Origin of the sequence: Leifsonia sp. NPDC058248 (genome assembly GCF_042881905.1) — a bacterium.
Taxonomy (GTDB): domain Bacteria; phylum Actinomycetota; class Actinomycetes; order Actinomycetales; family Microbacteriaceae; genus Leifsonia.
Genome location: NZ_JBHVXB010000001.1, coordinates 545,737 through 559,494, shown reverse-complemented (window position 1 = coordinate 559,494; position 13,758 = coordinate 545,737). Strand labels below are relative to the sequence as shown.

16 protein-coding genes are annotated in these 13,758 nt (G+C 66.3%); 6 read left to right on the top strand and 10 right to left on the bottom strand.

The window, feature by feature from the left end:
• Positions 1 to 20 precede the first annotated feature (20 nt).
• From ACFVV5_RS02870 to ACFVV5_RS02860, 3 genes are all read right to left on the bottom strand, one after another.
• Complete coding sequence (locus ACFVV5_RS02870; protein ID WP_387238634.1) at positions 21 to 515, bottom strand: MarR family winged helix-turn-helix transcriptional regulator; 495 nt, start codon at positions 513 to 515, stop codon at positions 21 to 23.
• Positions 516 to 530: 15 nt separating this feature from the next.
• Complete coding sequence (locus tag ACFVV5_RS02865) at positions 531 to 2,276, bottom strand: MFS transporter (protein ID WP_387238631.1); 1,746 nt, start codon at positions 2,274 to 2,276, stop codon at positions 531 to 533.
• A 96-nt stretch (positions 2,277 to 2,372) separates the two neighbouring features.
• Positions 2,373 to 2,984 carry a TetR/AcrR family transcriptional regulator gene (locus ACFVV5_RS02860; protein WP_387238628.1) on the bottom strand — a complete coding sequence of 204 codons (612 nt, stop codon included), beginning with the start codon at positions 2,982 to 2,984 and terminating at the stop codon, positions 2,373 to 2,375.
• A 66-nt stretch (positions 2,985 to 3,050) separates the two neighbouring features.
• Here ACFVV5_RS02860 and ACFVV5_RS02855 point away from each other — a divergent pair, with 66 nt between their 5' ends.
• Positions 3,051 to 3,878 (top strand): alpha/beta fold hydrolase, encoded by an 828-nt coding sequence (locus ACFVV5_RS02855; protein ID WP_387238625.1) that lies wholly within the window; start codon positions 3,051 to 3,053, stop codon positions 3,876 to 3,878.
• A 102-nt stretch (positions 3,879 to 3,980) separates the two neighbouring features.
• On the opposite strand, the gene ACFVV5_RS02850 is transcribed toward ACFVV5_RS02855, so the two are convergent.
• Positions 3,981 to 4,406 (bottom strand): DUF1801 domain-containing protein, encoded by a 426-nt coding sequence (locus ACFVV5_RS02850; RefSeq protein WP_387238622.1) that lies wholly within the window; start codon positions 4,404 to 4,406, stop codon positions 3,981 to 3,983.
• Positions 4,407 to 4,460: 54 nt separating this feature from the next.
• Positions 4,461 to 5,438 carry an aldo/keto reductase gene (locus ACFVV5_RS02845; protein ID WP_387238619.1) on the bottom strand — a complete coding sequence of 326 codons (978 nt, stop codon included), beginning with the start codon at positions 5,436 to 5,438 and terminating at the stop codon, positions 4,461 to 4,463.
• Between the two features lie 380 nt (positions 5,439 to 5,818).
• Between ACFVV5_RS02845 and ACFVV5_RS02840 the strand changes: the two genes are divergently transcribed.
• Complete coding sequence (locus ACFVV5_RS02840) at positions 5,819 to 6,022, top strand: hypothetical protein (RefSeq protein WP_387238616.1); 204 nt, start codon at positions 5,819 to 5,821, stop codon at positions 6,020 to 6,022.
• A gap of 122 nt (positions 6,023 to 6,144) precedes the next feature.
• Positions 6,145 to 6,798, top strand: a complete 654-nt coding sequence (locus ACFVV5_RS02835; protein WP_387238613.1) for a hypothetical protein — start codon at positions 6,145 to 6,147, stop codon at positions 6,796 to 6,798.
• A 6-nt stretch (positions 6,799 to 6,804) separates the two neighbouring features.
• Here ACFVV5_RS02835 and ACFVV5_RS02830 read toward each other — a convergent pair whose 3' ends face one another.
• Complete coding sequence (locus ACFVV5_RS02830) at positions 6,805 to 7,560, bottom strand: hypothetical protein (RefSeq protein ID WP_387238610.1); 756 nt, start codon at positions 7,558 to 7,560, stop codon at positions 6,805 to 6,807.
• Between the two features lie 114 nt (positions 7,561 to 7,674).
• Here ACFVV5_RS02830 and ACFVV5_RS02825 point away from each other — a divergent pair, with 114 nt between their 5' ends.
• Positions 7,675 to 7,839: a hypothetical protein gene (locus ACFVV5_RS02825; protein ID WP_387238607.1), complete on the top strand. Its 165-nt coding sequence runs from the start codon at positions 7,675 to 7,677 to the stop codon at positions 7,837 to 7,839.
• A gap of 6 nt (positions 7,840 to 7,845) precedes the next feature.
• On the opposite strand, the gene ACFVV5_RS02820 is transcribed toward ACFVV5_RS02825, so the two are convergent.
• Positions 7,846 to 8,301 (bottom strand): hypothetical protein, encoded by a 456-nt coding sequence (locus ACFVV5_RS02820; RefSeq protein WP_387238604.1) that lies wholly within the window; start codon positions 8,299 to 8,301, stop codon positions 7,846 to 7,848.
• A 123-nt stretch (positions 8,302 to 8,424) separates the two neighbouring features.
• Between ACFVV5_RS02820 and ACFVV5_RS02815 the strand changes: the two genes are divergently transcribed.
• The gene (locus ACFVV5_RS02815) at positions 8,425 to 8,946 is read left to right on the top strand and encodes a DUF6611 family protein (RefSeq protein ID WP_387238601.1); all 522 of its coding nucleotides are present in this window, start codon (positions 8,425 to 8,427) and stop codon (positions 8,944 to 8,946) included.
• Between the two features lie 121 nt (positions 8,947 to 9,067).
• Here ACFVV5_RS02815 and ACFVV5_RS02810 read toward each other — a convergent pair whose 3' ends face one another.
• The 3 genes from ACFVV5_RS02810 to ACFVV5_RS02800 all read right to left on the bottom strand — a co-directional run bounded on the left by ACFVV5_RS02810 (position 9,068) and on the right by ACFVV5_RS02800 (position 12,018).
• Positions 9,068 to 10,660, bottom strand: coding sequence for an MFS transporter (locus ACFVV5_RS02810; RefSeq protein WP_387238598.1), 1,593 nt, complete (start codon positions 10,658 to 10,660; stop codon positions 9,068 to 9,070).
• A 19-nt stretch (positions 10,661 to 10,679) separates the two neighbouring features.
• A complete protein-coding gene (locus ACFVV5_RS02805; protein WP_387238595.1) occupies positions 10,680 to 11,066 on the bottom strand; it encodes an SHOCT domain-containing protein in 387 nt (128 codons plus the stop codon).
• Positions 11,067 to 11,208: 142 nt separating this feature from the next.
• The gene (locus ACFVV5_RS02800) at positions 11,209 to 12,018 is read right to left on the bottom strand and encodes a thioesterase family protein (RefSeq protein ID WP_387238592.1); all 810 of its coding nucleotides are present in this window, start codon (positions 12,016 to 12,018) and stop codon (positions 11,209 to 11,211) included.
• Between the two features lie 181 nt (positions 12,019 to 12,199).
• On the opposite strand from ACFVV5_RS02800, the gene cls reads away from it, so the two are divergent.
• A complete protein-coding gene (gene cls / locus ACFVV5_RS02795) occupies positions 12,200 to 13,672 on the top strand; it encodes a cardiolipin synthase (RefSeq protein ID WP_387238589.1) in 1,473 nt (490 codons plus the stop codon).
• Positions 13,673 to 13,758 lie beyond the last annotated feature (86 nt).

Genomic DNA, 13,758 nt, shown 5'->3' with positions numbered 1-13,758 from the left:
GTTACATTTCACCGAGTGAGTCAGTGCCCGGCGTCGCTCCTGCCCTCGACGGGAGAGTTGACTTGGGCAGCGGTCTCGAGCGCCGGCAGTGCGCGCCGGATCGACTCGACCTCGTCGGCGGTGAGCTCGTTGAGCACCGCCGTGACGGTGCGTGCCCGGTCGGACCGCGCCCGGAGCAGCAGCTCGATGCCGGCGTCGGTTCCGGAGACGAAGAACGACCGGCCGTCTTCGGGGTCGGGCTCGCGCTTCACCAGCCCGCGCGCCTCGAGGTCGGAGACGACCCGGGTCGTGGTGGGGGCCGCGACGACTTCGATCGCCGAGAGCTCGCTGGGCCGGAGCGGGCCTCGTCGCACGATCGTCGACAGTGCGGAGAGCTGTCCGTGACTGAGTCCGCCGGTCGACGAGCGCATGCGCCGATTGAGCCGGCCGACGGCGAGGGCCAGGCGTCCTGCGAGATCGTCATCCTCTGTGAAGACCCGATCGGACGGAGCCTGGCGCCCGTCGCCCGTCACCATCGACGTCCCTTATCGCTACACGCGAGCTGCACCGACTTCCTCGCTCTCCTGGTCGACGACCGCCTCCTCGGCGACCTTCTCCTCATGAACATACTTGCCGCCGCCCACGAATGAGGCGATTGCACCGATGATCGACATGACGGCGGCCGCGATGAACACGACGACGAGTCCGTCATGGAAGGGCCCGGAGATCAGCGCAGGGAAGAATTCCTTGCCGGTGAGGGTCGCCGCGTTGGCGTGAGACAGGGTGCTGAGCACCCCGGTCGGCCCGAGCAGGTTCTGGATGGGGTTGTAGCCGAGGAAGGCCGCGAACAGACTTCCGACCGGTGGAGTGTTGCCGATTCCGGTCGCGACGCTCGCCGGGACGCCGTGGGCGGCCAGCCCGTTGGTCAGCGCCGACGGCAGCGCCACCGAGAGTCCGGCGATCATCAGCGAGAAGAAGATGCCGATCGACAGCGAGCTTCCGGCGTTGAGCGCGACGCCGGCCATCCCGGATGCCGACCCGCGTTCATTGGCCGGGACGCTGTTCATGATCGACGTGCGGTTCGGCGACGAGAACAGGCCGGAGCCGATGCCGTTGAGACCGGTGAGCAGCGCGAACTGCCAGTATTCGAAGTCGACGGGGATGAGCAGCAGCCCGATGAAGGTGGCCGCCACCAGGGTGAGGCCCACGGTCGCGAACGCCCGCGATCCGAACCGGTCGGAGAGCGCTCCCGAGATCGGCCCCGCGATCAGGAACCCGATCGTGATCGGGAGCATGTAGATGCCCGCCCAGAGCGGGGTCTGCTCGTAGCTGTAGCCGTGCAGCGGCAGCCAGATCCCCTGCAGCCAGATGATCAGCATGAATTGCAGACCGCCTCGCCCGATCGAGGCGAGGAACCCGGCGAAGATGCCGGAGGAGAACGACCGGATGCGGAACAGCCGCATGTCGAACATCGGCGATTTCACGCGCAGTTCGACGAGCACGAAGGCCGCGAGCAGCGCGACCCCGCCGATGATGGAGCCGAGCACCCACGGGTTGCCCCAGCCCTGCGAGCTTCCGCCGTACGGCTGGATGCCATAGGTGATGCCGGTCAGCAGGGCGATGAGGCCGACGGCGAACGTCGCGTTGCCGAGCCAGTCGATGCGGCCCGGGTTCTTCTGGCCGACCTCATGCAGCGACTTGTACGACCAGATGGTGCCGAGGATGCCGAAGGGCACCGACACGAAGAACACGGCACGCCAGTCGATCTCGGCGAGGAGGCCGCCGAGGATCAGGCCGATGAAGCTTCCGGCGATGGCGGCGACCTGGTTGAGACCCAGGGCGAAGCCGCGCTTGTTCGCGGGGAACGCATCCGTCAGGATGGCCGTCGAGTTGGCGAACAGCATGGCGCCGCCGATGCCCTGAACGAACCGCCAGACGATCAACCACATCGCGGCCGGGCCGGCGGTGAACGGGTCGAGGCACAGCGCGATGGCGGCCAGGGTGAAGAGGACGAACCCGAGGTTGTAGATCTTGACGCGTCCGTACTGATCGCCCATCCGGCCGAACATGACGACGAGCACGGCGGTCACGAGCATGTAGCCCATCAGCATCCAGAGCAGGTAGCTGACGTTGCCGGGCTCGAGCGGGTTGAGCTTGATGCCGGTGAAGATCGCGGGCAGGGAGATGATGACGATCGACGAGTTGATCGTCACCATGAGCATCCCGAGCGTGGTGTTGCTGAGTGCCACCCATTTGTAGTGGGGGTGGTCTTTGTCGAACATGCCGGAGCGCGCCAAGAGTGGGTCCTTCGAATTCACATCGGTTACGTGTAGTTGTTTTATATGCATTAACTATATAACGGCCGGGCGTCTCCGTGAAGTCGGCGTCTACCCTTACGAGTCCGCCGGTGAAGACAGTGCTGCATCGATGAGCGTCGAGGCAGCGGCCCGGGCGTGCGCGGCCGCCGTCGGGCTCCCGCTGATCGCCGCCGTGGTCTGTGCCCCTTCGGCGAGGATGGCGAGCTGGTCGGCAAGGGCTGGCGAGGCACCGAGCTCATCGACGAGGGCGGCGACGTAACGCTGGAACCGCTCCTTCTGACCGCGCGCGATCTCGACCACGGCCGGGGAGACCGCGCTCATCTCGCCGAAAGCGTTGATGAACCCGCATCCGCGGAAGTCGTCGGCTCGGAACCAGTCGTCGAGGAAGTCGTAAATCGCCAAGAGCTTCTCGCGCGGAGTCGTCGCGGCGGCCGCAGCGGTCGCTATGCCTTCATCCCAGATCTCAGACCGGTGATGCAACACCTCCGCCAGGAGCGCATCCTTCGAGGCGAACTCGGCGTAGAGGCGCTTCAGGGGGACACCGGCAGCCGTGCGGATGGCGTCCATGCCGACCGCGTGGATGCCGCGTTCATAGAAGAGCTGGTCCGCCACCCGGACGATGTGCTCGTGCTCGGTCGCGTCATTGATCATCACTACTTCGTCTCCCGGGCTTGCTTTGAGAACCATCGTTCTCTAGTGTAGTGATCACCACGCGAGAACGATCGTTCTCGGGGAAAATGACGAGAGGTCATCATGGGTTACATCACCGTTGGTCAGGAAAACACCACACCGATCGAGCTGCACTACGAAGATCAGGGATCCGGTCAGCCGGTCGTCCTGATCCACGGCTATCCGTTGGATGGTTCATCCTGGGAACGCCAGGCTCGCGAGATCCGCGGAGCCGGCTACCGCGTCATCACGTACGACCGTCGCGGCTTCGGACGTTCGTCCAAGGTCGACACCGGGTACGACTACGACACTTTCGCCAGCGACCTGAATGCGCTGCTGACCACCCTCGACCTGAACGACGTGATCCTCGTCGGCTTCTCGATGGGGACCGGCGAACTCGCTCGCTACACGAAGCTCTTCGGAGACGATCGGATCGCCAAGTACGCCTTCCTCGCTTCACTCGAACCGGGCATGCTCAGCCACGGCGTGCCGCAGTCGGTCTTCGACGCTATCGAGGCCTCAGCGAAAGCCGACCGCTTCGCGTGGTTCACCGACTTCTACACGAACTTCTACAACCTCGGCGACACCCTCGGCTCCCGCATCTCCCAGGAGGCGGTCACGGCCAGCTGGAACACCGCATCCAACAGCGCCCCCGTCGCGGCATACGCCGTCGTCTCGAGCTGGATCGAGGACTTCACCGCCGATGTCGACGCTGTTCGCGCCACCGGCAAGCCTGCGCTGATCGCACACGGCACCGCCGACAACATCCTCCCGATCGACGCCACCGGCCGGCCGTTCAACCAAGCGTTCCCGGAAGCCGAATACCACGAGATCGAGGGTGCCCCACACGGAATGCTCTGGACCCACGCCGACGAGGTGAATGCCGTCCTTCTCCCCTTCATCACCCGCTAGGCGTAGGTCCGCGGCACCTTGTGAACGTCGGATGATGTAGCGAAGACCTCCGGAACGATGTGGGCTACCACTCGCCAATCGTCTCCGGAGGTCGCGCTCGGACTACTTCGGCTCGGGGTCGTCTTGACGTGTCCAAGCGATCGCGATCAGCCGGCGGAGCACGTCGAGATCGATGTCCGCGAGCTTGTTCACATAGACGCAGCCCGCTCCCTCTGTGTAGGTGCCCAGGTGCGGCAGGAGCGCCGCCCCTTCGGGAAGATCCTTCAGCCCGTACAGCGAGAGTCGAGCTTTCCGAGGCGAGAACCCGACCTTGGGCCAGTTCCCACGATTCCGAGGATTGGAAGGAGAGATGTACCGGTAGCTGCCGTATCCGACGATCGTCGGGCCCCACATCACCGGGTCGACCCCAGTGACGTCACGGAAGAGCTCGGCGAGCCGATGTCCCTCGTCCTGCCGGCGGGTGGGGGTGGCCGCACTGATGAATGCGTCCACGTCCGCGATGGTGGGTTTCGTCTTGGGTTCCGTCACACGTGCCATTCTCCTCGCACAGGATTGTTCGTTTCGAGAACTGTCTCGAACGGCTCAGAACCCTTCGGGAGTACGCGGTGTGTACGGCGCCTCGAGTCGGGCGATCTCCTCGTCCGACAACACGACGTCGACCGACGCCACCGCGTCTTCGAGGTGCCGCAGCTTCGTCGCGCCGACGATCGGAGCGGTCACAGCGCTCTTCTGCCGCACCCATGCCAGAGCTACCTGCGCCCGTGAGATGCCGCGCTCCTCGGCCACCGTCGCGACCGCCTCAACGATCGCGCGGTTCGACTCGTCCGTGCTGCGGTACAGAGTCTGCCCGAAGCGGTCCGTCTGCGAGCGATCGGTCGTGGCGCCCCAGTCTCGCGTCAGCAGGCCGCGCGCGAGCGGCGACCAGGGGAGCACTCCGACCCGCTGATCCTCACAGAGAGGATGCATCTCCCGCTCCTCTTCACGCTGCACGAGGTTGTACTGATCCTGCATCGACACGAACGGCGTCCATCCGTTCGCTCGCGCCACCTCCTGCGCTCGAGCGAACTGCCAGGCCCACATCGACGATGCCCCGATATACCGCGCCTTGCCCGAGCGCACCACGTCGTTCAGCGCCTCCATCGTCTCCTCGATCGGCGTCTCCGGGTCCCACCGGTGGATCTGGTACAGGTCGACGAAGTCCGTGTCGAGCCGACGGAGGCTGTGATCGATCGCCGACAGGATGTGCCCGCGCGACAGTCCCGCATCGTTCGGTCCGGCGCCCATCCGTCCGTGGACCTTGGTGGCGATGACGACCTCGTCGCGACGCGCGTGCCTGCCGAGCGCGTCCCCGACGATCTCCTCGCTGCTGCCGTCGGAGTACACATCGGCCGTGTCGAACGTGGTGACGCCGGCTTCAAGTGCCGCCAGGATGAACGGCTCGCTCTCCTCCGCCCCGAGCGACCAGGGATGCCCGCCCCGAGCCGGTTCACCGAAGCTCATGCAGCCGAGCACGATCTCCGACACCTTCAGACCTGTGCCGCCGAGGTTCACATATTTCACGAGGGGTCCTTTCGCTGGGACGGTTACCTCGCCAGTCTATGAAGCGCCCGGCGAGATCCCCATCGCGTCCCGGACGGCGGGCGCCGTCAGGCCGTGATCGTCTTCGACATCGCCAAAATCGTCCCGTCGGCGCGAGCGCTTGCACGGCGACCCTGGCCGCCCTCGGCACCAGCAGTGAGGCTTCGAACCCGGAGCGCTCGACCTCGCCGACCGGAGTCGGGTCACCCGTGGCGGAGGCGAGGAACCGCGAGGTCTTGACCTACGTTGCACGACCGGTAGGACCGGTGGGAACGGACTCCGAGCTGAGACGAAGCTGCGGCGACCGATCCGTGGGCGTATCGTCTGCGACAACGTCGAAGAAAGAGAACGGGAGCACGGCAATGACCGACGAACGAGAGACACCACCCGAGACACCATCCGGAGATCCGCTGGGCATGGATCTGGAGCCGGACGCGGACCTGGACGACGAGTTCGGTGGACGCGGACCGTACGACGCCGACGGCGTGATCGAACCGGAGCATGACCGCGTCGACGATGACGACGACGGCGGCTCAGGAGAATGGCGTTACGGCGATCGGCCCTGAGCATCACTCGGAGCGTCCGCCTTTCCTCCCCGAGGCGTCGGTGATCGCAACGCGCAGCGCCGCCGAGCCGACCCACCGGTCTGTCGCGGCGGAGGCGGGTGCCGCAACTTAGGAGAGCGACCATGGACCTCTTTCTCACCGCGCTCAGCGGTCTCGCGTGGACGATCGTCTACATCGAGGCCATCCGTCTCGGATTCCGCTACAAGACCTACGCGATGCCGATCGCAGCCCTCGGGCTCAACATCGCGTGGGAGTGGACCTATGCCGTGCAGGGCCTCGCCACCGACCCGCAGTTGCAAGCCTGGATCAACCTCGTCTGGGCACTCGCGGACGTCGTCATCCTGATCACCTTCTTCCGTTTCGGGCGGAGGGAGCTCCCCGGGTTCGTCTCCCGACCTCTCTTCATCGCGTGGGGTGCGGCCATCATCGTGACCTCGTTCCTGGTCCAGTGGCTGTTCATCGTCGAGTTCGGCACGGCAGACCACAAAGCGGCGACCTACAGCGCGTTTCTGCAGAACCTCCTCATGTCGGGGCTGTTCATCGCCATGTTCGTCGCTCGAAAGGGTCCGCGGGGCCAGAGTCTCGTGATCGCTGTAGCCAAATGGCTGGGAACCCTGGCACCCACCTTCCTGTTCGGATTCTTCGCCGACTCCGCATTCGTCATCGGCGTCGGCCTGCTCTGCAGCGTCTTCGACCTCGCCTACATCGGCCTCCTGCTATGGGCCAGACGAGACCCGGCGACGTTCGCCCCTGCAACCGCACCGCAACCGGGCTGACCTGCGTCAGTCTGCGCCGAGCACCGTGAAGTCCTGGCTCACGAAGATGTGGTGCGGCCAGTTGACGCCGATGTAGTGCACCTCATACTCGCCGCCGGCCAGTTGCACGACACGGTCGACCACGCCTCCCGGGTAGGCGGCGAGCGCCGCTTCCGTCGCCTTGTCCGCCGCGGTTCCGCTGACGATGGTTCCGGAACCCTCGGTGTAGTTCGCGGGGATCTGTCCATTCGACTTGGCCGAGCTCGGCGCACCTTGCTTGAACGGGACCACTCCTGCCGCGGTCGATGCTGCGGATCCTCCGTCTCCCCCTGGTTGGACGACGACCTGCGTGGCGGTGATCGCCGTGCTGCTCGTCGTTCCCAGCACGAGCACCGAATCGCCCTTCTCGACGGCACTCGCCGAGGTCGAGCTCGTGCCGTCGAGGTAGGTCGTGGATGACGCCTCGGTGACCGTCACCTTCTGACCCGCTGACGTCGTTAGGGTGAAGCCGGATGCGGTCACGGTGTCGACGGTGCCGGATGAGCCTCCAGCGGCCGGCCCGGACCGCACGTTGGATCCCCCGGCGCCGCCGCCGGGCATGCCCTTCGCTGCTGAGGTCGCCGAGGGGGACGTGGTCGTCGCAGGGGAGGCTGTGGCCGCGCATCCGGCGAGTCCGACCATCGCAGCCGAGAGGACCGCCGCGGTGATCCACGCAGCCCGCCTTCTCGTGTGCCGCGGGGTGGGGGTTTGGTTGTTGTCAGGTGTCGGATCTTGTGAGTTCATTGCTGGCCTTCCTTTGCTCAGCACCAAGAGTTCCTCTCACTCATTTGCGGTCGCTATGGGCCTCCTATGGCCCGTCCGACTGCGGCCTGCGGATCCGCTGAGTCGAGGCGGGCGATGGGGCGAGGCCAGGCGACCACGCTCGCCCACGCCTCGAACGGCTTCGGGGCGGCCGTCTGCGTCGTGCTCGCGTCGTGCGGCCTGATCGTCGTCCTCGTCAATGTGCTCCCCGACGAACTCTCCGCACTCCGGCACCGCGCTCTCGCCGCTGCCGACGCCTGAGACGGCCTACCAGCGGATCTTGTCGCCGACGGCCGAGCCCAGTTGACCGATCGAGCAGCACTCGTAGAGGCCGGCGAACCATCCGCCGCGGCCCTGCGAATCGAGGTCCGGTTTGAGCGTGACCACCGGGCCGGCCGGCTCGGAGAGCTGCGGCCACTCCCGGCCGAGGAGGAGGCAGATGTCCCCCTGCACCTCACGCAACACAGAGGCGGCGGCGCGCTCGACCTGGTCGTCTTCGAGCCGGAACGAGTGCGTTCCGAACTGAGCGAGCAGAGCGTGCGCAGCCGCCACGCCATGCGGGTGCCGGGCGAGCTGTTTCGCTTTTGCCGTGGTTCCGCGTCGCGAGCGACTGTCGAACAGGATCAGCTCGGGCACGACGACGCTGAGGCGCGACGTGTCCTTCTTCACGATGTCCACGATTGCCTTGAGTTCACCTGTTCCGAAGCCCTGTTCTTTGCCCATGAATGAATGCTGCGCCTTCGACCACCCGCTCGTCCGTCTGCGGGTCGTTAGTTTTCCGGAGTCCCGCGTAGGGACTTCGCAAGGATCGGCAGCGGTGGCGCGCACGCGGAGCATCCTGAATCCGTGAATGAGTTCGTCAGAAGGCTGACCGAGGGCAGCGTGCCCTGGGGCACCATCGAGATCTCGCCGGCGAGCCGTGGGCTCTGGCGGCGGACCCGGGTGACCGTCTACCCGCCGGGCACCTCGCGGGCCGAACGGCGCGCGCTGCATTTCGCGCACACGTGGCCGATCGCCGGCGCCATCGCCGGCCTGCTCGTGATCGTGATGATGGCCGGCAGCTGGTCGCCGGTCCCCGGCCTGGCAGCGGTCCTCGTCCTCTATCTCGGAGGGTTCTGGGTCGGCGCCCGCCTGACGCACAACCTGCGCAGCCGCATCCGGACCATCACTGTCGCGACGATGTACGTCGGCGGTGACCTGAAGGAGTTCGGCAACGCGTACCTTCTGCGTGCGACGACCGCGCGACTCGACGACTTGGAGGCTCGCCGCCGAGCCGGGCTGATCGATCCCGTCGACTACGAAGCCGAATGGGGCGACGTGTACGACTCGCTTCCCTCGGGGGCCGACGCCAGCGTTCGGAATCCATAGGCCGGATGGCAGGTCGGACTGCATGGGCGGACGACAGACTGCAGTCCCGGATGTGGCGGCACCTGCGCGGGTGCCGCCACGTTGCCATAGTGCCGCCAGCGCCCTGGAGGGAGACTGCTTCCTAGCCCAGGACGACTCCGGCGCCCTCGCCCGCCGGCTTCGGGTCGGGGATACGCAGCATCCGGATGGACACACCGAGCCCGGCGAGACCGGCGAGGATGGGGATCAGCAACGCGATCTGGAGGGCGATCGGGCGCGCATCCGTGTTGATCCGGATGATCTCGTCCTGGATCGGCTCGGGCTGACCTTGGAGTTGCTGCTCGAGCTGCGTGTTGCTCAAGATCTGGGCGTCCTCGTCGAGCGCCTGCGCGACCTGCTGCTGCTCGGCTTGCGGGAGGACGGTGCTGGAGTTGGCCATGCTGGTGAAGATGGGGGCGAGTGCTGCGAGCATGATGGCGCCGGCGAAGGCCAGCCCGAAGGACAGGCCGAATGAACCGGCGGCCGAGTTCACGCCGGCAGCCTCGCTCACCCGCTCATCCGAGATCGGGGACAACGTGTAGTTGTTCAGCTGCGACACGAGCAGGCCGAGACCGGATCCGGAGATGACCAGCGGGATGAAGAGCCACCATCCCGAGTCGGCGCGCGGCACGATCGGGATGAGGATGACCAGTCCCACCGTGAGGAGCGCGAACCCCCACAGGATCAGCACAGCGGGGCGTCGTCTGCCCACCCGCCTTCCGGCGAGCAGCGCGACGCCGAACATGGTGAGCGAGAGGGGCGCGATGGAGAGCCCGGCCAGCAATGCGTTGTATTCGAGCACCATCTGGAGGTAGAGCGGCAACACGATCATCGTGCCGCCGAGAGTGATCTGCTGCAGCATCTGCGAGGAGATCCCGAAGCGGAAGGCCTTCCGCCGGAAGAGCTCGGGATCCAGCAGGGTCGCCTTCTTGTGCCGTTTGCGTCGTCGGAGCCAGAAGGCCAGCCCGATGAGCGCGACGACGCCCACCGTCAGGAGCAGGCCGACCCATTCGCCGCCTTCCTGCCAGACCAGGATGCTGAGCACGATTCCGCCCATGCCGGCGACGGAGAGCAGCGATCCCACGACGTCGACGTGCCGATCCCCGGTGTACGGGACATCGTGGACGAGCCTGATGCCCGAGAGGACGACCGCGATGATCACCGCCTCGAGCAGAAAGGCGATGCGCCAGGAGAGGAACGTGGTGATGACCCCGCCGAGCAGCGGCCCGACCGCAGCGGCGATCGCGGCCGACGCGCCGACGAGGGCGTAGACACGCTGCTGGCTCTTCCCCTCGAAGTTCCCGTGGATCAGTGACTGCATCGCGGGAAGCAGAAGGGACGCGCCGAGCCCGCCGATCACGGCCCAGAAGATGATGATCGGCAGGATGCTCTGAGCCAGTGTCATGGCGATGGCGCCGATGGCGTATCCGATCAGCCCGAGGACGTACGCGCGCTTGCGCCCGATGAGGTCGCCGACCTTGCTGCCGATGAGGATGAACGCCGCCGAGACCAGCGCCTCCAAGGCGATCGCGGACTGAACGTCGCTGACGGTGGCGCCGATGTCTTTGACCACCGCTGAGATGGAGACGTTCATGATCGACGTGTCGACGACGAGCACGAACATCGCCATCGCCAGCAGAAGGGCCAGCCTCCCGTTGAAGGCGACAGCCTCAGGCGCTTCGTTCGGCGCAGTCATCCCGCGACCGCCTCGTTCTCTAGGCGGTTCCGCTCAATGCTTTCGCCTTGAGGGCGTCGAACTCGGCGGGAGTGATCGCTCCGGAGTCGAGAAGCTTCTTGCCCGACTCGATCTCAGACGCTGCGGAGCTCGTGGTGGCGACCGAGCGGATGTAGTCCTCGGTCTCGACCTCGGACCCCCGCGCTCGCGCCATGCTGCGCTGCGCCATGCTGTTCCCGCGTGCGATCAGGTAGATGAAGGCGGCGAGGAACGGGAAGAATACCAGGAAGAGGACCCACAGTGCCTTCATCCACCCGTTGAGCGTCGGATCTCGGAAGATGTCGAAGATGACCCGGACGAAGATCACGATGCAGGCGACCGCGATGTAGAACCAGAAGAACCAGGCGAAGAATTCCCAGATGGTCACAGCAACTCCGTTCGTATCGCGAAGTGGCTGTCACTTGCGCGTTGGACTGACGGTATGACGCCGTGAACGGGCGCCGCATCACCCGAACGGAATGATTCGCGGGGGTCGCTGCGGGGCGCGTACGGCCAGCGCTCGACAGGCTCTACGCCGGGTCCGGCTGGGGCTTCAGCGGCCGCACGGTGAGCGACTGCTGCGCATACCCGACCGGGCCGGCGAGGTCGTGCAGGACCGTGCTCGTGACGCCCTGGCCGGTCGGGCCGAACGTGACGGTCGTGTCCATGCCCACCCAGCGGCCCTCCGGCTGCCGATGGAGGTGGATGGAGAGGTCGACGTTGGGGAACATCCACCGATCCGGGGACTGCCGCACCGCGATGCCGTTCGCCGTGTCGACGAGCGCGATCCACGATGCGAGCCCGCTCGCCTCCTCGCCGGCTACCAGGGCCAGGTCGCTCGTGAGCCACACGGCCGCACGGCCGGGCTGTGCCGGCGCGATCGGGCGCACATCGAGGGACGCGACGAATCCGCCGGGCCAGACCGCGGTCAGCGGATGCGATCCCAGGTCCTCGGGCGAGGCGAGCCGGTCGTCTGCGCCCCCGGCGACACTCCGCGTGTCGATCGTGCTGAGGTACCACGCCCTGGCGCGCACGGCGGTCCGTCCGGCGATCAGCACCGTGGCTTCGATGAGCTGGATCGTCCGCCCGGGCCGGATGGTCTCCACCCGCACCTCGCACACCTCGGCGGCGAGGAAGCCGAGGATGTCGAAACTGATCCTGCTGAGCACCAGGTCGTCGTCGTGGTGCTCGGCGATGTGCCTCTCGATCGCGTGCACCACGAGGCCGCCCAGCGGGCTGAAATGGATCTCGGCGTCGCTCCATGCGCCGCCCGCGTGCGGAGTCGGACGAAAGAGGGTCTCCCCCACCTGCTCGAAGTATGCGTCGGATGTCGGTGTCACAGTGCTCACCAGTCTCTCAGATGCTCGCGTATCACCCTTTCGGCATGATGCGACCCGCGTGGTTTCGGGCTGAGATGAGTGTGCAGCTCTGCTGCACCCTGTGTCCCCACCCGGCGAATGGAACCACCATGACGGACAGGATCGACGACGCGTTGCGCGCCGTCATGCGCGGAGTGCACACGTGAGCGCGGAGCTCTCCGCCCTCATCGGCGGCATCCTCATCCTCCTCGACCTCGCGATCCGGATCACCGCGCTCATCATCGTTCCGCGGGATCGCAAGCCCACGGCCGCGATGGCCTGGCTGCTGGCGATCTTCCTGATCCCTTTCATCGGCATCATCCTCTTCCTGCTGATCGGCAACTCCAAGCTGCCGAAGGCCCGGCGCGCGAAGCAGAGGGACATCGACCGGATGATCACTGAGCGGTCCGCGGAGCTGGAGCCGCCGGCCGGTCAGGCGGAGTGGCCGGAGTGGTTCGAGTCGCTCGTGAGGCAGAACGAGACACTGGGCGCTCTTCCCGCACTCGGAGGCAACACGGCGGAGCTGATCGGCGACTACCGGGCATCGATCGATGCCATGACGGCCGAGATCGAAGCCGCCACGCGGTTCGTGCACGTGGAGTTCTACATCGTGTCGTTCGACGCGACGACGAAAGACTTCTTCGCGGCACTCGAGCACGCCGTCCAGCGCGGAATCACGGTGCGCCTCCTCGCGGACTTCGTCGCATCGAGGCGTGTGGCCGCCCACGACGAGACCTTCGCCGAGCTCGACCGCATCGGCGTGAAGTGGAGCTACATGCTCCCGGTGCGACCGCTGAAAGGCCAATACCAGCGACCCGACCTCCGCAACCATCGCAAACTCGTCGTGGTCGACGGGCGCGTCGGGTTCATGGGGTCGCAGAACCTCATCGACCGCAGCTACAACTCCCCGAAGAACCTCAAACGCGGGCTGCAGTGGCAGGAGCTGATGACCCGCGCCACCGGACCCGTCGTCAGCGCGATCAACACGGTCTTCCTGTCCGACTGGTACATCGAGACCGATGAGCTCCTCGGCGACGAGGAGAACGTGCGCGTCACCGACATGCCGGCCGACCCCTCGCCCGGGGCGCTCGTGTGCCAGGTCGTGCCGAGCGGGCCGGGCTACGACGGAGAGAACAACCTGCGCCTCTTCCTCACCCTGGTCACGTCCGCTCAGCGCAGGGTGATCATCACGAGTCCGTACTTCGTGCCGGACGAAGCGATGGTGTACGCGATCACCTCCGCGTGCCAGCGAGGCCTCGATGTGCAGCTGTTCGTCTCCGAGATCGGGGACCAGGGCTCCGTCTGGCACGCCCAGCGCTCCTACTACGAGGTCCTGTTGCGAGCGGGCGTGGCGATATGGATGTACCCGGCCCCGTACATCCTGCACTCGAAGCACTTGTCGATCGACGACGACGTCGCCGTGATCGGCTCGAGCAACATGGACATCCGCTCCTTCGCGCTGAACGCCGAGAGCTCCCTGCTCGTGCGTGGTCCGTCGTTCGTCGCGCAGATGCGCGCCGTGGAGCAGGGGTATCGCGACGCCGGGCGGGAGCTCACCCTCGAGGAGTGGAAGAAGGAGCCGGCGTCCGCGACCTTCCTCGACGGCGTCGCACGGCTCACCTCGGCACTGCAGTAGCGGCTAGGGAGCCGCGGTCGACGGCGCCGCCACCTGATGGGACCGGTCTCTAACCGCTCGCCGAACTCACAGCTTTCGGCCATGTT

Coding starts and splice junctions, on each gene's coding strand:
- ACFVV5_RS02855 (WP_387238625.1), top strand. CDS start 3,051: ATGGGTTACATCACCGTTGGTCAGGAAAACACCACACCGATCGAGCTG.
- ACFVV5_RS02835 (WP_387238613.1), top strand. CDS start 6,145: ATGGACCTCTTTCTCACCGCGCTCAGCGGTCTCGCGTGGACGATCGTC.
- ACFVV5_RS02820 (WP_387238604.1), bottom strand. CDS start 8,301: ATGGGCAAAGAACAGGGCTTCGGAACAGGTGAACTCAAGGCAATCGTG.
- ACFVV5_RS02860 (WP_387238628.1), bottom strand. CDS start 2,984: ATGGTTCTCAAAGCAAGCCCGGGAGACGAAGTAGTGATGATCAATGAC.
- ACFVV5_RS02830 (WP_387238610.1), bottom strand. CDS start 7,560: ATGAACTCACAAGATCCGACACCTGACAACAACCAAACCCCCACCCCG.
- ACFVV5_RS02825 (WP_387238607.1), top strand. CDS start 7,675: ATGGGGCGAGGCCAGGCGACCACGCTCGCCCACGCCTCGAACGGCTTC.
- ACFVV5_RS02870 (WP_387238634.1), bottom strand. CDS start 515: ATGGTGACGGGCGACGGGCGCCAGGCTCCGTCCGATCGGGTCTTCACA.
- ACFVV5_RS02840 (WP_387238616.1), top strand. CDS start 5,819: ATGACCGACGAACGAGAGACACCACCCGAGACACCATCCGGAGATCCG.
- ACFVV5_RS02810 (WP_387238598.1), bottom strand. CDS start 10,660: ATGACTGCGCCGAACGAAGCGCCTGAGGCTGTCGCCTTCAACGGGAGG.